The organism is Klebsiella sp. F11 (assembly GCF_056712265.1).
Genome location: NZ_CM160060.1, coordinates 389,494 through 407,860, shown reverse-complemented (window position 1 = coordinate 407,860; position 18,367 = coordinate 389,494). Strand labels below are relative to the sequence as shown.

Genomic DNA, 18,367 nt, shown 5'->3' with positions numbered 1-18,367 from the left:
ACTTGATTTGCATCAATAAGTGTACCGGCTGAATCGTTAAGGTAGGCGGTATTAGAAAAGAAATCGAGGCAAAAATGAGCAAAGTCAGAATCGCTATTATCGGTAACGGCATGGTTGGCCATCGCTTTATCGAAGAGCTTCTTGATAAGGCGCCTGCCGGACAGTTTGATATCACCGTGTTCTGCGAAGAACCCCGTATCGCTTACGACCGCGTCCACCTGTCATCCTACTTCTCCCATCATACCGCAGAAGAACTCTCCCTGGTTCGCGAAGGATTTTACGAGAAGCACGGCGTTAACGTCCTGATCGGCGAGCGCGCAATTACGATTAACCGCCAGGAGAAGGTCATTCACTCCAGCGCGGGGCGCACCGTATTCTACGACAAACTGGTCATGGCAACCGGCTCCTATCCGTGGATCCCGCCGATTAAAGGCGCGGAAACCCAGGACTGCTTCGTTTACCGTACGATTGAAGACCTCAACGCCATCGAATCCTGCGCCCGCCGCAGCAAACGCGGCGCCGTCATCGGCGGCGGCCTGCTGGGCCTCGAAGCCGCGGGCGCGCTGAAGAACCTCGGCGTCGAAACCCACGTTATCGAATTCGCGCCAATGCTGATGGCCGAGCAGCTTGATAACATGGGCGGCGAGCAGCTGAAGCGCAAAATTGAAAGTATGGGCGTGAAGGTTCATACCAGCAAAAATACCAAAGAGATCGTCCAGCAGGGCACCGAGGCGCGGAAAACCATGCAATTCGCCGACGGTAGCGAGCTGCAGGTCGATTTCATCGTGTTCTCCACCGGCATCCGTCCGCGCGACAAGCTCGCCACCCAGTGCGGTCTGGCAGTGGCGCAGCGTGGCGGTATCGTGGTGAATGATACCTGTCAGACCTCCGATCCGGATATTTACGCCATCGGCGAGTGCGCCAGCTGGAACAACCGCGTTTATGGCCTGGTGGCTCCGGGCTACAAAATGGCCCAGGTGACCGTCGACCATATCCTCGGCGCGGACAACGCCTTCACCGGCGCCGACCTCAGCGCCAAGCTGAAGCTGCTCGGCGTTGACGTTGGCGGTATCGGCGATGCGCATGGCCGCACGCCCGGCGCGCGCAGCTACGTCTATCTCGATGAGAGCAAAGAGGTCTACAAACGCCTGATCGTCAGCGCGGATAACAAAACCCTGCTCGGCGCGGTGCTGGTCGGCGATACCAGCGACTACGGCAACCTGCTGCAGCTGGTGCTGAACGCTATCGAACTACCGGAAAACCCGGACGCGCTGATTCTGCCGTCCCATGCCGGCAGCGGTAAGCCCTCAATTGGCGTCGATAAACTGCCGGACAGCGCGCAAATCTGCTCCTGCTTCGACGTGACCAAAGGCATGCTGATCTCCGCCATCAATAAAGGCTGTCATACCGTTGCCGCGCTAAAAACCGAAACCAAAGCCGGCACCGGCTGCGGCGGCTGTATTCCGCTGGTGACCCAGGTACTGAACGCCGAGCTGGCGAAACAGGGTATCGAAGTTAACCATAACCTGTGCGAACACTTCGCCTACTCGCGCCAGGAGCTGTTCCACCTGATCCGCGTCGAAGGCATTAAAACGTTCGATGAGCTGCTGGAGAAACACGGCAAGGGCTACGGCTGCGAAGTGTGTAAACCTACCGTGGGCTCGCTGCTGGCCTCCTGCTGGAATGAGTACATCCTCAAGCCTCAGCATACGCCGCTGCAGGAGACCAACGATAACTTCCTCGCCAATATCCAGAAAGACGGCACCTACTCGATTATCCCGCGCTCCGCGGGCGGCGAAATCACACCGGAAGGCCTGGTGGCCATCGGCCGTATCGCGCGCGAATATAACCTCTACACTAAAATTACCGGCTCGCAGCGTATCGGCATGTTCGGCGCCCAAAAAGACGATCTGCCGGAAATCTGGCGTCAGCTGATTGAGGCGGGCTTTGAAACCGGCCACGCGTACGCTAAAGCGCTGCGGATGGCCAAAACCTGCGTCGGCAGCACCTGGTGCCGCTACGGCGTTGGCGACAGCGTAGGCTTCGGCGTCGAGCTGGAAAACCGTTACAAAGGCATCCGCACGCCGCATAAGATGAAGTTTGGCGTCTCCGGCTGTACGCGTGAATGCGCGGAAGCGCAGGGGAAAGACGTCGGCATCATCGCCACCGAAAAAGGCTGGAACCTGTACGTGTGCGGTAACGGCGGGATGAAGCCGCGCCACGCGGATCTGCTGGCGGCGGACCTTGATCGCGAAACGCTGCTCCGGTATCTCGACCGCTTTATGATGTTCTACATCCGCACCGCCGATAAGCTGACGCGTACCGCGCCCTGGCTGGACAACATGGAAGGCGGCATCGATTACCTGAAGCGCGTCATTATCGACGACAAGCTTGGCCTGAACGAGCACCTGGAAGAAGAGCTGGCCCGCCTGCGCGCCGCCTTCGCCTGCGAGTGGACCGAAACCGTCAACAGCCCGGCAGCGCAGACCCGCTTCAGGCACTTTATCAACAGCGCCCAGCGCGACCCAAACGTTCAGGTTGTGCCGGAACGTGAACAGCATCGCCCGGCCACGCCGTATGAGCGTATCCCGGTGACCCTGGTGGAGGAAAACGCATGAGCCAGTGGGTAAACATCTGCAAGATTGACGAAATCGTGCCGGCAACCGGCGTCTGCGCGCTGCTCGGCCAGCAGCAGGTCGCCGTGTTCCGCCCTTATCACGACGAGCGGGTTTTTGCGATCAGCAATATCGATCCCTTCTTCAACGCCAGCGTCCTTTCGCGCGGCATTATTGCCGAACACGAAGGCGATCTGTGGGTCGCCAGCCCGTTGAAAAAGCAGCGCTTCCGTCTACGTGATGGCTTCTGTATGGAAGATGAGAGCCACTCCATCGCCCATTTTGACGCGCGGGTAAAAGACGGGAAAGTTCAGCTTAAAGCCTGATGTCCCGAGGTTCCCTCTGTTCCTCAGAGGGAACCATCTATTCTGCTTATGCCCATTAAGCGGTAAGCGCTGGAAAAGTCGTATATTTTGTCACTCTTCCGCTGCTATGCTACGACCGCTCACCCTCTCCCATTGCCCTGCTGCGAGGATACTCCGTGGATCACTTACCCATTTTTTGCCAGCTGCGCGGTCGCGACTGTCTGCTGGTCGGCGGCGGTGATGTTGCCGAACGTAAGGCGCGGCTGCTGCTCGACGCCGGTGCCAAATTGACGGTTAACGCCCTCGAATTCTCGCCGCAGTTTCAGGTGTGGGCCGATGGACAGATGCTGACGCTGATTAAAGGCAGGTTTAATCCCCAACTGCTCGATTGCTGCTGGCTGGCGATCGCCGCGACTGATGACAACGACGTTAACCAGCAGGTCAGCGAGGCGGCGGAAGCGCGAAGAATCTTTTGTAACGTCGTGGATTCGCCGCAGCAGGCCAGCTTTATCATGCCCTCGATTATCGACCGCTCGCCGCTGATGGTCGCCGTCTCCTCGGGAGGAACCTCGCCGGTGCTGGCGCGGCTGCTGCGCGAAAAGCTGGAGTCGGTTCTGCCGCTCCATTTGGGCCAGCTGGCGCATTACGCCGGCCAGCTGCGGGCGCGGGTTAAAAAACAGTTTGCCACGGTGGGCGAGCGTCGACGCTTCTGGGAAAAGCTGTTTATGAACGATCGCCTGGCGCAGTCGTTAGCCAACGATGACCGGCAGGCCGTCGCCGACACCACCGAGCGGCTGCTGACCGAACCGCTGGATCACCGCGGCGAAGTCGTGCTGGTAGGCGCCGGGCCGGGCGATGCCGGCCTGCTGACCCTAAAAGGGCTGCAGCAGATTCAGCAGGCGGATGTCGTGGTTTATGACCGGCTGGTCTCGGACGATATTATGAATCTGGTGCGCCGCGACGCCGACCGGGTGTTCGTCGGCAAGCGCGCGGGCTACCACTGCGTACCGCAGGAGGAGATTAACCAGATCCTGCTGCGGGAAGCGCAAAACGGCCGCCGCGTGGTGCGTCTGAAAGGCGGCGATCCGTTTATTTTCGGCCGCGGCGGCGAAGAGCTTGAGACCCTGTGCAATGCCGGCATTCCCTTCTCCGTGGTTCCGGGGATCACCGCCGCCTCCGGCTGCTCCGCCTACTCCGGCATTCCTTTGACCCACCGCGACTTCGCGCAGGGCGTTCGCCTGGTCACCGGGCATCTGAAAACCGGGGGAGAGCTGGACTGGCAAAACCTGGCGGCAGAAAAGCAGACGCTGGTGTTTTATATGGGGTTAAACCAGGCGCCGGCGATCAGAGAGAAGCTTATCGCCCACGGCATGGCGGCGGATATGCCGGCGGCGATTGTTGAAAACGGCACGGCGGTCAGCCAGAAGGTGGTCACCGGCACCCTGGATCGGCTGGACGTGCTGGCGCAGCAGATGGCCAGCCCGGCGCTGATTATCGTCGGCCGCGTGGTGAGCCTGCGCGACAGGCTCAACTGGTTCTCTAACCACTAAGGCTTGCCGCTTCGTCTCCTCTCGGCGAGCAGCGCGGACAAGCGCAAAAAAGCAAAAGGGCGGGATTAACCCGCCCTTTTTACTGGCCCTATGCGTTCCGGCTTATCGCCGCCGCTTACGGCTTCGCGACAAAGCCAATCGCTTCGTATACCGCTTTCAGCGTTTGTGAGGCGCGAGCGCTGGCTTTTTCCGCGCCGTCTCTCATCACCTGATTGAGGAAAGCTTCATCGTTACGGAAGCGGTTATAGCGCTCCTGAAGCTCAACCAGCATGCCGGACACCGCATCGGCGACTTCGCCTTTCAGATGTCCGTACATTTTCCCGTCAAAGTGCTGCTCCAGCTCCGCGATGCTCTGCCCGGTCACGCCGGAGAGAATATCCAGCAGGTTAGAAACGCCGGCTTTGTTCTGCTGGTCGTAGCGCACCACCGGCGGCTCGTCGGAGTCCGTTACCGCACGCTTGATCTTTTTGATGACCGATTTCGGGTCTTCCAGCAGGCCAATCACGTTGTTGCGGTTGTCGTCCGACTTGGACATCTTTTTCGTCGGCTCAAGCAACGACATGACCCGCGCGCCGGATTTAGGAATAAACGGCTCAGGAACTTTGAACACTTCGCCGTAGATAGCGTTGAAGCGCTGCGCGATATCGCGGCTCAGCTCCAGGTGCTGCTTCTGGTCTTCGCCCACCGGCACCTGGTTGGTCTGATAAAGCAGAATATCCGCCGCCATCAGCACCGGATAATCAAACAGACCGGCGTTAATGTTTTCCGAGTAGCGGGCGGATTTGTCTTTGAACTGGGTCATGCGGCTCAGCTCGCCGAAATAGGTGTAGCAGTTCAGCGCCCAGCCCAGCTGCGCGTGCTCCGGCACGTGCGACTGAACGAAGATAGTGCTTTTCGCCGGATCGATACCGCATGCCAGGTAGAGCGCCAGCGTATCCAGCGTGGCTTTACGCAGCTTCTCAGGATCCTGACGCGCGGTAATGGCGTGCAAATCCACGATGCAGTAGATGCAGTGATAGTCATCCTGCATGCCCACCCACTGACGTAGCGCACCCATATAGTTGCCAATGGTCAGTTCACCTGAGGGCTGTGCGCCACTAAAAACGATGGGCTTAGTCATTTTTTAATTCCTGATTTTCACTATACGGTAACCCGAGAGCGGGTAAGAGTTCATTAAACTGGTCAAAGATATAATCCGGCTCGCTGAGCGCGATCGGCTCACCGTAGTTGTAGCCGTAGGTCAGGCCGATTGAGCCAAAGCCGGCCGCTTTCGCCGCCAGAATATCGTTACGCGAGTCGCCGACAAACAGCAGCTCAGCGGGAGCCAGCCCCAGCTTTTCCGCAACCAGCAGCAGCGGTTCGGGATGCGGCTTCTTGTTCTGCACGTCGTCGCCGCCGATAACCACGGTAAAATATTTAGCGATATCCAGCGCCGCCAGCATCGGGGCCACGAACGGCGTCGGCTTATTGGTGACCAGCGCCAGCGGTAGCCCTTTGGCGTGCAGAGCGCCCAGCGTATTGGCGACGGCCGGGAACAGGAAGCTGCCCTCTTCCGCGGCTTCAGCATAGTAGCGGTCAAACAGCCTGCGCAGCAGCGTGAGCTGCTCGTCCTGCGGGATGTCATCGCTATCGACAGAAGGTTTCCCCCCGGCCGCGCGCAGCGTCGCGCGCTCCTGGCGTGCCCAGGTAAGGGCGCGCTCCATCAGAACGTCCGCGCCGTTGCCAATCCAGGTGACAACGCGATCCTCTCCCGCCATCGGGAGCTCTAAAGCGTACAGCGCGCTATCGACGGCGGCCGTCAGGCCCGGCGCGCTGTCCACCAGGGTGCCGTCGAGGTCAAACGCGATGCCGCGAATCGCCTGTAATTTATCCATGACTAACCTTCGCTAATTCACTGCGCATTTGATCAATGACCGTTTTGTAGTCCGGCTGATCGAAAATCGCCGAGCCGGCCACGAACATATCCGCTCCTGCCGCCGCAATGTCCGCGATATTGCTGACCTTTACGCCGCCGTCGACTTCGAGGCGAATATCGTAGCCGGACGCATCGATGCGCTGGCGCACTTCGCGGAGTTTGTCGAGGGTCTGCGGAATGAAGGACTGGCCGCCGAACCCTGGGTTGACGGACATCAGCAGGATCACGTCCAGCTTATCCATCACGTAATCAAGGTAGCTCAGCGGAGTTGCCGGGTTGAACACCAGGCCGGCCTTACAGCCGTGCTCTTTGATGAGCTGCAGGCTGCGATCGACGTGCTCCGACGCCTCCGGGTGGAAGGTGATGATGCTGGCGCCCGCGGCGGCAAAATCAGGAATGATGCGGTCGACCGGCTTAACCATCAGGTGCACGTCGATGGGAGCGGTGATGCCATAGCCGCGCAGCGCTTTCAGCACCATTGGGCCGATGGTCAGATTCGGCACGTAGTGGTTGTCCATCACGTCAAAGTGCACGACGTCTGCACCTGCAGCCAACGCTTTGGCGGTATCTTCACCCAAACGGGCAAAATCAGCCGACAGAATCGAAGGGGCAATCAAATACTGCTTCATCCGCATCTCCTTGAAAATTATTTAGTCTTCGGCGGACGGTACAGAGCAAGAAGCTCGTCCACCTTCTTTCGGGTACCACCGTTGCTGCTGATACTGCGTCGAACTTTGACGACGTGCAGTTTAGCCAGACGATACCATTCGCGCGTCAGCGCGGTATCGTGGTTAGAAATCAGAACCGGGACCCGCTGCTCGAACAGGTTCTCAGCCAGCTGCGCCAGGTGGGCCTGCTGTTCGGAATTAAAGCTGTTCGTATGGTACGCCGTAAAATTCGCGGTAGAAGACAAAGGCGCGTACGGCGGGTCGCAGTAGACCACCGAAGTCCCGTCGGCTCGCGCCATGCTGTCTGCATACGACTCGCAGTAGAAGTAGGCATTCTGCGCCTTCTGCGCAAAATGATACAGTTCGGCTTCGGGAAAATAGGGCTTCTTATAGCGGCCAAAAGGCACATTGAACTCGCCGCGCAGATTGTAACGACACAAACCGTTGTAGCCATGGCGATTCAGATAAAGGAACAGCACCGCACGACGAAGCGGGTCCTGGCTTTGATTGAACTCAGCGCGGAGCTGGTAGTATCTCTCTGCTACGTTGTTCTCAGGCGTAAACATCTCCTGCGCCGCGGCAACATACTCATTCGTCTGCAGTTTGACGATGTTGTACAGGCCGATCAGATCGCTGTTGATGTCCGCAAGGATATAACGAGAAAAGTCGGTATTAAGAAATACCGACCCGGCGCCCACAAAGGGCTCAATCAGACAGTCGCCCTGCGGCAAATGTTTTTTTATATCGTCAAGCAGGGGGTATTTCCCCCCCGCCCATTTCAGAAAAGCGCGATTCTTTTTCATGCTGCCTAACTAATTACACATTCTCCAGCTGTGGAGAAAGCTCCGACAGCACCCTGCGCTTAAGACTACACCGCGGCTTATTTCAAGTCAGCCTGGACCTGATGCAGCGGTTTTGCCCACGGATTTTTCGCCTGCACATCCGCTGGCAGAGTTGCTACAGCGCGTTTAGCTTCATCTTTCGAAGCGTAAATGCCGCTGACCAGCACGTACCAGGGCTGACCGTTACGGGTAGTCTCGTAGACGACGTACTTATCCAGCTTCTCTTTCTTCGCCCAGCTACTCAGATTGTTGTAGTTGGAGGAAGAGCTGAGCTGCAGGGTGTAGTTGCTTGACGGAGCGGCCTTCATCGAGCCCACGTCACCGGCAGTTTTACCACCCGAAGCGGCCGCTGTCGCTGCCGGAGCAGCCGTAGCGGTTGCCGCAGGCGCGGCGGCCGGAGTCGGCTTAGCCTGAGCTGTCGCGGCAGGCTTAGGCTGAGCGGTCGCAGCAGGTTTCGCTGGCTCTACGGCTGGCGTTCTCGCCGGCGCCGCAGCGGCGGTGCTTTCTACGCGCTTCGGCTGTGCCGGCTTCGACTCAACCGGCGCTTTGGCGGTAGCCATCGGCTTCGGCTCAATAACGCTGTGCTTACGCTCGGCCGGACGCGGAGCGGCGGCGGTCTGCGTCTGGCGCTCGGTGGTTGCCTGACGCGGAGCCGTACCGTTGCGCAGCGGAGCGACGGTTGCAGGTTCGGTCGGTAACGTCGAGTTTGCCACCGCGCTGTCAATCTGGCCCTGCTGCTGAGTCAGCGCGTTGTTCAGATCGCCCTGAACCTCGACGCGCTGCTGTCCCTGCGGCTCGGCGGTAGTCTGACCCTGGGTTGGATTAGAGGCGATTGGCGGCAGAGAAACATCCTGCTGCTGGGCGTTGTTACCCGCAGTCTGGTCCTGAGCGGCAGGCTGAGCGCCGTTGTCCTGCGCGTCTGACAGATTGATACTCTTCTCACCTGTCGCCGCTTGTTCGTTGGAGGACGGCGATTTCAGTGCGGAACCGATGCCGACAATCAGCAGCAGCAGCACGAGGATCCCCACCCCCATCATAATATACTGGCGAGAAGCAGGCTTCGCCGGCGCTTTCTTACGCTTACGCGGACGGCGCTCAACCTGCTGCTCTTCAACCTCATCTTCTTCAGACTCCAGGTCCTCTTCATACTCTTCTTCTTCATCGCGCTCACGGCGGGCTTTACTGGCGCGCGTCGGACGGCCCTCGTCCGCATCAAGATCGACATCATCAAAATTGATCTGCGGATCGCTATCGCGCTCGGAAGACTGACGGGAACGACCAGCGCGACGATCGTTGCGATCGGCTTTTAAATCGTCTTCTGGTTTGAATTCATCCATTTAACACCCCACTAAAAGGCTTATGCTCACGACTATTGCATGTCACCTGAAATGATAACGCCGCGCGAACGCGGCCAGACCTTCTTATTGTTGCGCCTGCTCAGTATCAGCAATCGCGCCAAGAACTACATCGTGCGACACTCCGCCGCGAACCTCGCTTTTCCCTATTGCGAGCGGTAGCACCAGCCGCATTTCGCCTGCCAGCACCTTTTTATCACGCATCATGTGGGGCAGATACGCCTGCGCGCTCATCTCCTGCGGCCCACTGACCGGCAGGCCCGCGCGCTGCAGCAGCGTAATAAGACGCTGCGTCTCCTGCGCGCTGAACTGCCCTAATCGCTCAGACGTACGCGCAGCCATCACCATACCGGCAGCAACGGCCTCGCCGTGCAGCCAGTTACCATAGCCCATTTCAGCTTCGATCGCATGACCAAACGTATGTCCAAGATTCAGTAAAGCACGTAACCCGGTTTCACGCTCGTCGGCGGCAACGACTTCGGCTTTCAGCTCACAGCAGCGGCGAATACAGTACGCCATTGCTTTTTCATCCAGCGCCATCAGCGCATCGATGTTATTTTCCAGCCAGTCGAAGAATTCACCGTCAAGAATTACGCCGTACTTAATGACTTCAGCCAGGCCGGAGGAGAGTTCGCGCGCCGGCAATGTCTTAAGACAGTTGAGATCGACAACGACAGAAACTGGCTGCCAGAAGGCGCCAATCATATTTTTACCGAGGGGATGGTTGACGGCAGTTTTACCACCAACCGAAGAATCCACCTGCGACAGCAGGGTGGTTGGAACCTGAATAAAACGCACACCGCGCTGATAGCTAGCCGCAGCAAAGCCGGTTAAATCACCGACCACGCCGCCGCCGAGCGCTACCAGAGTGGTGTCACGGCCGTGCGGTTTTTGCAACAAAGCGGTGAAGACAGTATCCATCACCGTCAGGCTTTTGTGCTGCTCGCCATCGGGCAAAATAACGCTGTCGACCTTAATACCCGCCTGCTCCAGTACGGAACGAACGTTATCCAGATAAAGCGGCGCCAGCGTCTCGTTGGTGACCAGCATAACCTGGTCGCCTGATTGCAGTGGCTGGAAGGAAGCTGGATCGTTAAACAAACCAGCCGCGATGGTAATCGGGTAACTACGTTCCCCGAGAGTTACTGTAAGCCTCTCCATAACGCGACGTCCACCTCAGTTGCTTTTACTCTGACGCACTTTATTAAGCCAGAATCAATTGCTTTCCAGCATATGAATAATCTGGTTTGCCACCACTTTTGCACTCTGATCGTCAGTACGAATAGTGACGTCAGCAATCTCTTCATACAGCGGGTTGCGCTCGTCTGCCAATGCTTCAAGCACTTCACGAGGCGGCGCTTCAACCTGTAACAGAGGACGCTTTTTATCGCGCTGCGTACGGGCAAGCTGTTTTTCGATCGTTGTTTCCAGGTAGACCACCACGCCGCGGGCGGAGAGACGGTTACGCGTTTCACGGGATTTTACAGAGCCGCCGCCTGTTGCCAGCACAATTCCCTGTTTTTCCGTCAATTCATTGATGATTTTTTCTTCACGGTCACGGAAGCCGTCTTCGCCTTCTACATCGAAGACCCAGCCAACGTCAGCGCCGGTGCGTTTCTCAATCTCTTGATCGGAATCGTAAAATTCCATGTTGAGCTGTTGGGCTAACTGGCGCCCAATAGTGCTTTTGCCGGCACCCATAGGCCCAACCAGAAAGATATTGCGTTTCTCTGCCATTTTTTCGGTACTACTAAGACTATTCGTTAATGATAAACCCGCTTCGCGAACACCTGGCGCAGCAGGACATGAACTGAAACCTCATATGCAATAGAGCGAGAGTCAGACTAAAAATTATCTCAATACTCCGGCAGGTTTGGCAACTGAATATACGCTTCATTATTCAAACTACCTCGCCGTTGGCTGCACTTATTCGCCTCCGGATGCATAGTTAACTATGTTTCTGCAGGAGAACCGCTTACCGCCTCAATACGTCTTGAACGATTATGAGAATAAATCACCGGACAAAAAGGGAGGATTGATGCCGAACCCGACTCTCAAATCGGTACCCCTTGTATGCTAAATCCGTCCTCACGTCAAACACCTGAAACGTGTTTAGCAAGAAAAACGCCTAATGCACTGCCAGAATACGTGGGGTAATGAAGACCACCAGTTCGCGGCGCTCATTATCTTTTCCGTCCCGGCGAAACAGCTGACCAAGCAGGGGTATATCGCCGAGTAGCGGAATAGCGTCGCGGGCCGATTTGTTTTTTTGTGAAAAAATCCCTCCCAGCGCGAGGGTTTCACCGCTGCTGACCTCGACCTGGGTTTCAATTTCCTGTTTATCGATCGCCAGCACCTCGCCATTTTCCTGCTTCAGCACCTGGCCCGGCATATTTTCGCTAATACGCAGCTTCAGACGCACGCGGTTCTGCTGCAGCACCGTTGGCGTCACCTCCATTCCCAGCACCGCCTCTTTGAACTCGACCGACGTTGCGCCGCTCTCTCCCCGGGAAACCTGATAGGGTATCTCGCTCCCCTGCTTGATGCTGGCCGGCTGCATATGGGAAGCCAGCAGCCGCGGGCTGGCGATGATGTCTACCTGCTGCTTTTGCTCCAGCGCCGACAGCTCCAGCGCCAGCAGGCGCCCGTTGATGCGCCCGATATTAAAACCTGCTCGCGTGCTGGCATCGCTCACCGCCAGCTGGCCGCCCAGCGCAGTAAACGTGCCCGAGCCCGGCGGGCTGCTGGCTTCAGCCAGGCTCCATTTCACCCCCAGCTCGCGCAGGCTGGTTTCGCTCATTGAGACAATATGCGCCGCCAGCTCTACCTGACCGACGGGCTGGTCCATCTCCAGAGCCCAGGACTTCAGGACGGCCAGATGCTCAGCGTCATCGCGAATCATCAGCCGGTTGGTGCGTTTATCGACGGTCAGGCTACCGCGCGGGCCGAGCAGCTTGTCGCCATCCTTCGCGAGCTCGTCCGCATCAGCATAGCGCAGCACAATGCTATGCCGCTGCAGGGGAAGGTTCTGTGCTCGCTTTGCGCGCTCCGACTCAAGCTGCGCCTGCTGCGCTTTTTTCCACGCCAGAGTATGCACGTACAGTATCGTTCCCTGCTGACTGAACGTCAGCCCGGCGCTGTCGACGACCGAGCGCAGGGCCTGCTGCCAGGGAACGTTAGTCAGCTGCAGCGAGAGCGTCCCGCTAACGTCGGAAGCGACCACCAGATTCTGCTGACGCAGCGCCGCCAGCGTTTGTAGCACCTGCACCACCGGGGCATCATCGACCACCAGAGAGATCGGTGGCTCTTTTTTAGCCGCCGCGACCGCCAGCGGCAGCAGAAATAACAGGCTTATCCATCGCATCTTTTTTCTCCTCACGCAGCCAGCGCCAGTGCAAAGGGTCGCATCCCGGCCCCGTCGTTATCTCGATTTTTTCCGCCGTCAGCAGGCTAATCTGCCAGCCGGCCGCGAGGGTGTCGTTCACCCTCACCCGACGCCACTTTCCCGCGCTGTCCTGCAGGATACCGATCCACTGCTCCGGGGAGCCTATCGCCCCGCCGTAGCGCCACTGCGTCAGCTGCGCCACCTGACAGCGATCTTCCGCCGGCTGGAAGGGGTCGCGCTCCTCAGCGGCCAGAGGAAGAGACAGCAGCAGCGCCAGGCGCCACCATTTACTCCGCATCTTCGGCCTCCAGCTGCAGGCTCAGCCGCAGTACCTTTTTCTGCGGATGTAGCGAAAACGCGGTCACCCGCATTCCGCAGTCTGCCAGCCAGGCAAACAGGGCCGGTACCGACGGCCAGCGCAGCTCAAGCTCCATCTCCCCGCCTCTTCCTCCGGGCCGCCACGCAATCAGCGCCGCCCCATCAACCGGCAGATGAAGCGGGGAAAAAACCCGGCTCGCGGGCCCGACGGCCCCCTCCCGGGCCAGCGCTGCCCGTAGTGGCAAAAGCTTCTGCCACTGCTGACGTAGCCGATCCGAGCGGCCGCTTTCCTGCGCCGGCGGCGGAGATAGCAGCCACAAACCGGCGGCGATGGCGAGCGGCAGCGCGATTGCCAGCGCCAGCCAGCCGCCGCGCAGGGGAAAAAGCGATGCCTTCCAGTGCTCAATCAGTGCCCGCATAAAGGCTTTCTCCTGCAAGAGAAAAACTAAACAACCAGCGCCCACCGGCATCGCGTCGGGTTTCACCGGTTTTTGCCAGTCGAAAGCCATCGACCGTCGTCAGCGCGGTTGCCAACGTCGATAGTGCGTTCAGGCGTAGGGTCAGGCCGTTGAGCGTCAGGGTGTGTTGCTGATATTCCAGCCGGGTAAGCCAGGCCGGTTCCGGCACCAGCGAGGCAATCTGGCGCAGCCGCGGCTGCCAGGATCGGGTCAGCTCCCGCTGCTGCTGGCGCAGGCGCTGCTTTTCATGCTGCCTAAGCTGCTCCTGCATCAGGCGCTCACGCTGCTGGAGTGCCGCGTACAGCTGATTTTCGGCGGCTAGCCTCACTGAACCTGACCTGTCGTCCGCGTCCCGCGACGCCCGGGAAAGCGACAGCGCCATCAGCAGGCCCAGCAGCAGCTCGCCGGCGGAGAGCAGCCAAAGGCGTAGCCGCTGCCGCCGACGCATTTCCCGCCAGGGAAGAAGGTTGATAGTCTGCGCCACGATCAGCGCACTCCCAGCGCCAGCCCAAGCGCCACGGCGAAGCTATCGCCGCAGGAGGGGAGCGGAGGCTGCAGGCGATGGATCACGCTCCACGGATCAAAGCGATATTCATCGGCAGACCGGGCCGCACAAAGCCCGAGCTGGCGAGCGTTTAATCGCGCAGAAAGCTGAGCGAATGAGGCTACCTCTGCGCACGGGCAGCTGCCCCAGCTATCCTGCAAAGCCCATATCCAGTGAATTTCATCGTGCCACGCCAGTCCTGATAGTTCCGGCGGCAGCCAGGGGAAAAAGGCGCTGAGGGCGCTGGCATCCGGGACAATCGCCCTCACCCTGAGCTTTAACCGGGCGGCAAGCTGGCGCAGCGCGTCGATATCAAGCCGCTGAGCGGCGGTCACCAGCCACTCGTTGGAGGCCGAGGATGCGCTATAATCGACGCATAATGAGGATACTGGCATTTCCAGCTGCTGAGCCATGGCGTTGGCCGCCCACATCGCCTGCTCGCTTTCCCGCAGGGAAAGCTGTGGAGGAGGAACGCTTTTTTGCAGCGTCCGGCTGGCCGGAAACGCGATACTCACCTGATGCTGTAGCGGCAGCTCCCGTCGCCAGCCGCGCAGCCGCTCGGCCAGCGCCACGCAGTCGGCCACCTGCCCGTTTCGGACGATGCCGGGCGCCAGCGCGATATGCCACCAGCGGCACAGCGCCCAGCGGGATCGTTCAAACCGCAGCGCCACGATAGCTATCTTATCCTGCTGGATATGCATTCCTATTCGCCAGTTCCTGAAAGCCATGCCGATATCTCCTTATCCGCCGTTACGGTTGAGCTCTATCAATGCACCAGGCTTGCCTTTATACTACCGCGCGTTTGTTTATAAACTGCCCAAATAAAACTAAATGAGAAATCTCCGGTGAAGTTCGTAAAGTATCTATTCATCCTTGCAGTCTGTTGCGTTCTGCTGGGTGCAGGCTCGATTTTTGGCCTTTATAAATATATTGAGCCACAGCTCCCCGACGTCGCGACCCTGAAGGATGTGCGCCTGCAGATCCCGATGCAGGTCTACAGCGCGGACGGCGAGCTGATTGCGCAATATGGCGAGAAGCGCCGTATTCCCGTGACCCTGCAGCAAATGCCGCCCGAGCTGCTCAAGGCGTTTATTGCTACCGAAGACAGCCGCTTTTACGAGCATCACGGCGTCGACCCGGTCGGTATTTTCCGTGCGGCCAGCATCGCCATGTTCTCTGGTCATGCGTCGCAGGGCGCCAGCACTATCACCCAGCAGCTGGCGCGTAACTTCTTCCTTAGTCCGGAGAAGACGCTGATGCGTAAGATCAAGGAGGCATTCCTCGCGATCCGCATCGAGCAGCTGCTGAGCAAAGATGAAATCCTCGAACTGTACGTGAATAAGATCTACCTCGGCTACCGCGCCTACGGCGTCGGCGCCGCGGCGCAGGTCTACTTTGGTAAATCTGTCGAGCAGCTCAGCCTGAGCGAAATGGCCGTCATCGCCGGCCTGCCGAAGGCTCCGTCGACCTTTAACCCGCTATACTCGCTGGATCGCGCAACCGCACGCCGCAACGTGGTGCTGGCGCGTATGCTGAGCGAAGGCTATATCACGCAGCCTCAGTACGACCAGGCGCGCAGTGAAGCGATCGATGCCCGCTACCATGCGCCGGAAATCGCCTTCTCCTCGCCGTATCTCAGCGAGATGGTGCGTCAGGAGATGGTTAACCGCTACGGCGAACAGGCCTATGAAGACGGCTACCGCGTCTACACCACGATTACCCGTAAAAACCAGCAGGCGGCCCAGCAGGCGGTACGTAATAACGTGCTGGACTACGATATGCGTCACGGCTACCGCGGACCGTCAGCCGTGCTGTGGAAGGTGGGTGAAACCCCGTGGGACAGCAAGAAAATCATCGCGACGTTAAAAAACCAGCCCGCCTCCGGGCCGCTCTCTCCGGCGGTCGTAACGTCGGCTAATCCGCAGGAAGCCGTGGCGCTGCTCGCTGACGGCACGTCGGTGTCGCTGAATTTGGACGGCATGCGCTGGGCGCGTCGCTTTATCTCCGATACCCAGCAGGGCGCAACGCCGCGTAAGGTGAACGACGTGGTGCAGACGGGGCAACAGATCTGGGTCCGTCAGGTGGGCAGCAGCTGGTGGCTGTCGCAGGTGCCGGACGTAAACTCGGCGCTGGTCTCCATTAATCCGCAAAACGGCGCCATTATCGCGCTGGTCGGCGGCTTCGACTTTAACCAGAGCAAATTTAACCGCGCCACTCAGGCCCTGCGTCAGGTGGGGTCGAACATTAAGCCGTTCCTCTACACCGCGGCGATGGATAAAGGCCTAACCCTGGCGAGCATGCTCAACGATGTGCCCATTTCCCGCTGGGACGCCGGCGCGGGTTCCGATTGGCAGCCGAAAAACTCGCCGCCGCAGTACGCGGGCCCCATTCGCCTGCGTCAGGGGCTGGGACAGTCGAAAAACGTGGTGATGGTTCGCGCGATGCGCGCGATGGGCGTTGATTACGCGGCGGAATATCTACAGCGCTTCGGCTTCCCGGCGCAGAACATCGTGCACACCGAATCGCTGGCGCTGGGCTCTGCATCCTTTACGCCACTGCAGGTTGCCCGCGGCTATTCGGTGATGGCTAACGGCGGCTTCCTGATTACACCGTTCTTTATCAGTAAGATAGAAAACGATCAGGGCGGCGTTATCTTCGAAGAAAGGCCGAAAGTTGCCTGCCCGCAGTGCAACTCCCCGGTGATTTACGGCGATACGCCAAAGTCCAACGTCCTCGAGAATAAAGACGTTGAGGAGGTGGCGACCTCTGAAGATTCGCAGAACCCGGCAGCCCCGCCGCAGCCGCAGCCGCAGCTTGAGCAGGCTAACCAGGCGCTGGTTGCCCAGAGCGGAGCCCAGGAGTACGCGCCGCACGTCATTAACACCCCGCTGGCCTTCCTGATTAAAAGCGCGCTGAACAGCAACATCTTCGGCGAGCCGGGCTGGATGGGAACCGGCTGGCGCGCCGGCCGCGATCTCCAGCGCCACGATATTGGCGGCAAAACGGGGACCACCAACAGCTCGAAAGATGCATGGTTCTCAGGCTATGGCCCCGGCGTCGTGACCTCGGTATGGATTGGCTTTGACGATCACCGACGCGATCTGGGCCGCACCACCGCTTCCGGCGCCATTAAAGATCAGATCTCCGGTTACGAGGGCGGAGCAAAAAGCGCCCAGCCGGCGTGGGATGACTTTATGAAGAGAGTGCTTGAAGGCATACCGGAAGAGCCGCTGACGCCGCCCGCGGGCGTAATCACGGTCAATATCGATCGCAGCACCGGCCAGCTGGCCAGCGGCGGCAATAGCCGTGCGGAGTATTTTATTGACGGCACGCAGCCCACCCAGCAGGCGGTTCATGAAGTCGGTACAACACTCACCGACGGCGGTGGCGAGACCCACGAGCTGTTCTGACAAAAAAAGCGCCTGCGGGCGCTTTTTCTTTTTCATCTCTTCGTACGATCGATGCGTCGCATCGCCGCAAGGCGCGTCTTCGAGCTACATCCGCCCCTGCGCCTGCAGCCATTCGCGCAGCAGGAACAGCGCGCTGACGTTGCGCGCTTCGTTAAAATCCTCTTCGTCCAGCAGCGTCATCAGCTCAGAGAGCGGCCAGCGCACCTGCGGTAAAGGTTCCGGCTCATCGCCCGGCAGCGACTCAGGGTAGAGATCTTCGGCAACCAGGATATTCATTTTGCTGGAAAAGTAGGAGGGAGCCATGCTCAGCTTTTTCAGAAACGTCAGCTTCTGCGCGCCGAAGCCGACCTCTTCTTTCAGCTCGCGATTGGCCGCTTCCAGTACGCTCTCACCCGGATCGATCAGTCCTTTTGAGAAACCTAACTCATAGGACTCCGTTCCTACCGCGTATTCGCGAATCAGAATAATATGGTCGTCGACAATCGGCACAATCATCACGGCTTCACGCGTGGAGGGCCGCATGCGTTCATAAACGCGCCGCACGCCGTTGCTGAATTCGAGATCCACGCTTTCAACGTTAAAAAGACGCGAACACGCTACCGTTTCAACATTGAGAATAGTGGGTTTTTGTAATGATTTGCTCATCGTCATCGGTCTATGCTGTGATTACAGAGGTCATTGTGCGATATGGGGCACGCTTTCGGCAATTCAATTCGCCACTAATTTACATAGTTGCAACGTTGCCGGCCTCAATGAGAGAATCATAAAGATAAAAAAGTCAATAGGTTGAAATGTATTTGAGAATTTACTGATTCCTGCAGTTTGACGTTTTTGATAAGCTTATATGTTGCTGTAATGCGCAATAAATTTTCCCTTACTTACACAATATCTGCCGGTAGCAAACTGCAGGCGCACGCAACGAGCCTCTTCCACCGGGCGTTAGCGTCGCGGGCAGCCTGAGCGGATAGCGCGCTGAAACCGACGCGTACCCAGCGTACCCGA

Annotated in this window: 17 protein-coding genes; 4 read left to right on the top strand and 13 right to left on the bottom strand. The window is 58.6% G+C overall.

Features of this window, described 5'->3' with window-relative positions; genetic code table 11:
- Nucleotides 1-74: 74 nt before the first annotated feature.
- From nirB to cysG, 3 genes are all read left to right on the top strand, one after another.
- Complete coding sequence (nirB, locus tag AC1M2H_RS01990; protein WP_480150113.1) at nucleotides 75-2,618, top strand: nitrite reductase large subunit NirB; 2,544 nt, start codon at nucleotides 75-77, stop codon at nucleotides 2,616-2,618.
- Nucleotides 2,615-2,941: a nitrite reductase small subunit NirD gene (nirD, locus tag AC1M2H_RS01985; RefSeq protein ID WP_480150112.1), complete on the top strand. Its 327-nt coding sequence runs from the start codon at nucleotides 2,615-2,617 to the stop codon at nucleotides 2,939-2,941. The genes nirB and nirD overlap by 4 nt, the downstream gene beginning before the upstream one ends.
- Before the next feature lie 155 nt (nucleotides 2,942-3,096).
- On the top strand, nucleotides 3,097-4,470 hold the full coding sequence (cysG, locus tag AC1M2H_RS01980; protein WP_480150111.1) for a siroheme synthase CysG: 1,374 nt from the start codon (nucleotides 3,097-3,099) through the stop codon (nucleotides 4,468-4,470).
- A 115-nt stretch (nucleotides 4,471-4,585) separates the two neighbouring features.
- On the opposite strand, the gene trpS is transcribed toward cysG, so the two are convergent.
- The 12 genes from trpS to AC1M2H_RS01920 form a co-directional block, all read right to left on the bottom strand.
- Nucleotides 4,586-5,590 carry a tryptophan--tRNA ligase gene (gene trpS / locus AC1M2H_RS01975; protein WP_426813960.1) on the bottom strand — a complete coding sequence of 335 codons (1,005 nt, stop codon included), beginning with the start codon at nucleotides 5,588-5,590 and terminating at the stop codon, nucleotides 4,586-4,588.
- Entirely contained in the window at nucleotides 5,583-6,344 is a 762-nt protein-coding gene (gph, locus tag AC1M2H_RS01970) for a phosphoglycolate phosphatase (RefSeq protein ID WP_480150110.1), read from the bottom strand. Before gph ends, trpS begins: the two co-directional genes overlap by 8 nt.
- Nucleotides 6,337-7,014: a ribulose-phosphate 3-epimerase gene (rpe, locus tag AC1M2H_RS01965; RefSeq protein WP_041142999.1), complete on the bottom strand. Its 678-nt coding sequence runs from the start codon at nucleotides 7,012-7,014 to the stop codon at nucleotides 6,337-6,339. Before rpe ends, gph begins: the two co-directional genes overlap by 8 nt.
- Before the next feature lie 17 nt (nucleotides 7,015-7,031).
- A complete protein-coding gene (dam, locus tag AC1M2H_RS01960; RefSeq protein WP_480150109.1) occupies nucleotides 7,032-7,856 on the bottom strand; it encodes an adenine-specific DNA-methyltransferase in 825 nt (274 codons plus the stop codon).
- Nucleotides 7,857-7,933: 77 nt separating this feature from the next.
- Nucleotides 7,934-9,232 carry a cell division protein DamX gene (damX, locus tag AC1M2H_RS01955; RefSeq protein WP_480150108.1) on the bottom strand — a complete coding sequence of 433 codons (1,299 nt, stop codon included), beginning with the start codon at nucleotides 9,230-9,232 and terminating at the stop codon, nucleotides 7,934-7,936.
- Between the two features lie 84 nt (nucleotides 9,233-9,316).
- On the bottom strand, nucleotides 9,317-10,411 hold the full coding sequence (gene aroB, locus AC1M2H_RS01950) for a 3-dehydroquinate synthase (protein WP_480150107.1): 1,095 nt from the start codon (nucleotides 10,409-10,411) through the stop codon (nucleotides 9,317-9,319).
- A 54-nt stretch (nucleotides 10,412-10,465) separates the two neighbouring features.
- Nucleotides 10,466-10,987, bottom strand: coding sequence for a shikimate kinase AroK (gene aroK / locus AC1M2H_RS01945; RefSeq protein WP_004868452.1), 522 nt, complete (start codon nucleotides 10,985-10,987; stop codon nucleotides 10,466-10,468).
- A gap of 391 nt (nucleotides 10,988-11,378) precedes the next feature.
- Entirely contained in the window at nucleotides 11,379-12,614 is a 1,236-nt protein-coding gene (gene hofQ / locus AC1M2H_RS01940) for a DNA uptake porin HofQ (protein WP_480150106.1), read from the bottom strand.
- On the bottom strand, nucleotides 12,562-12,933 hold the full coding sequence (locus AC1M2H_RS01935; protein ID WP_480150105.1) for a HofP DNA utilization family protein: 372 nt from the start codon (nucleotides 12,931-12,933) through the stop codon (nucleotides 12,562-12,564). The genes hofQ and AC1M2H_RS01935 overlap by 53 nt, the downstream gene beginning before the upstream one ends.
- Nucleotides 12,923-13,372, bottom strand: coding sequence for a HofO family protein (locus AC1M2H_RS01930; RefSeq protein WP_480150104.1), 450 nt, complete (start codon nucleotides 13,370-13,372; stop codon nucleotides 12,923-12,925). Before AC1M2H_RS01930 ends, AC1M2H_RS01935 begins: the two co-directional genes overlap by 11 nt.
- Nucleotides 13,356-13,895: a PilN domain-containing protein gene (locus tag AC1M2H_RS01925; protein WP_480150103.1), complete on the bottom strand. Its 540-nt coding sequence runs from the start codon at nucleotides 13,893-13,895 to the stop codon at nucleotides 13,356-13,358. Before AC1M2H_RS01925 ends, AC1M2H_RS01930 begins: the two co-directional genes overlap by 17 nt.
- A 2-nt stretch (nucleotides 13,896-13,897) precedes the next feature.
- Nucleotides 13,898-14,683: a type IV pilus biogenesis protein PilM gene (locus tag AC1M2H_RS01920; RefSeq protein ID WP_480150102.1), complete on the bottom strand. Its 786-nt coding sequence runs from the start codon at nucleotides 14,681-14,683 to the stop codon at nucleotides 13,898-13,900.
- Between the two features lie 117 nt (nucleotides 14,684-14,800).
- Between AC1M2H_RS01920 and mrcA the strand changes: the two genes are divergently transcribed.
- On the top strand, nucleotides 14,801-17,365 hold the full coding sequence (gene mrcA / locus AC1M2H_RS01915; RefSeq protein ID WP_480150101.1) for a peptidoglycan glycosyltransferase/peptidoglycan DD-transpeptidase MrcA: 2,565 nt from the start codon (nucleotides 14,801-14,803) through the stop codon (nucleotides 17,363-17,365).
- Between the two features lie 84 nt (nucleotides 17,366-17,449).
- On the opposite strand, the gene nudE is transcribed toward mrcA, so the two are convergent.
- The gene (nudE, locus tag AC1M2H_RS01910) at nucleotides 17,450-18,010 is read right to left on the bottom strand and encodes an ADP compounds hydrolase NudE (protein ID WP_480150100.1); all 561 of its coding nucleotides are present in this window, start codon (nucleotides 18,008-18,010) and stop codon (nucleotides 17,450-17,452) included.
- Between the last annotated feature and the right edge of the window lie 357 nt (nucleotides 18,011-18,367).

What these genes read in the sequence shown, in the direction of transcription:
- nirB (WP_480150113.1), top strand. Translation starts at nt 75, where the DNA reads ATGAGCAAAGTCAGAATCGCTATTATCGGTAACGGCATGGTTGGCCAT.
- nirD (WP_480150112.1), top strand. Translation starts at nt 2,615, where the DNA reads ATGAGCCAGTGGGTAAACATCTGCAAGATTGACGAAATCGTGCCGGCA.
- trpS (WP_426813960.1), bottom strand. Translation starts at nt 5,590, where the DNA reads ATGACTAAGCCCATCGTTTTTAGTGGCGCACAGCCCTCAGGTGAACTG.
- gph (WP_480150110.1), bottom strand. Translation starts at nt 6,344, where the DNA reads ATGGATAAATTACAGGCGATTCGCGGCATCGCGTTTGACCTCGACGGC.
- rpe (WP_041142999.1), bottom strand. Translation starts at nt 7,014, where the DNA reads ATGAAGCAGTATTTGATTGCCCCTTCGATTCTGTCGGCTGATTTTGCC.
- dam (WP_480150109.1), bottom strand. Translation starts at nt 7,856, where the DNA reads ATGAAAAAGAATCGCGCTTTTCTGAAATGGGCGGGGGGGAAATACCCC.
- damX (WP_480150108.1), bottom strand. Translation starts at nt 9,232, where the DNA reads ATGGATGAATTCAAACCAGAAGACGATTTAAAAGCCGATCGCAACGAT.
- aroB (WP_480150107.1), bottom strand. Translation starts at nt 10,411, where the DNA reads ATGGAGAGGCTTACAGTAACTCTCGGGGAACGTAGTTACCCGATTACC.
- aroK (WP_004868452.1), bottom strand. Translation starts at nt 10,987, where the DNA reads ATGGCAGAGAAACGCAATATCTTTCTGGTTGGGCCTATGGGTGCCGGC.
- hofQ (WP_480150106.1), bottom strand. Translation starts at nt 12,614, where the DNA reads ATGCGATGGATAAGCCTGTTATTTCTGCTGCCGCTGGCGGTCGCGGCG.
- AC1M2H_RS01935 (WP_480150105.1), bottom strand. Translation starts at nt 12,933, where the DNA reads ATGCGGAGTAAATGGTGGCGCCTGGCGCTGCTGCTGTCTCTTCCTCTG.
- AC1M2H_RS01930 (WP_480150104.1), bottom strand. Translation starts at nt 13,372, where the DNA reads ATGCGGGCACTGATTGAGCACTGGAAGGCATCGCTTTTTCCCCTGCGC.
- AC1M2H_RS01920 (WP_480150102.1), bottom strand. Translation starts at nt 14,683, where the DNA reads ATGGCTTTCAGGAACTGGCGAATAGGAATGCATATCCAGCAGGATAAG.
- nudE (WP_480150100.1), bottom strand. Translation starts at nt 18,010, where the DNA reads ATGAGCAAATCATTACAAAAACCCACTATTCTCAATGTTGAAACGGTA.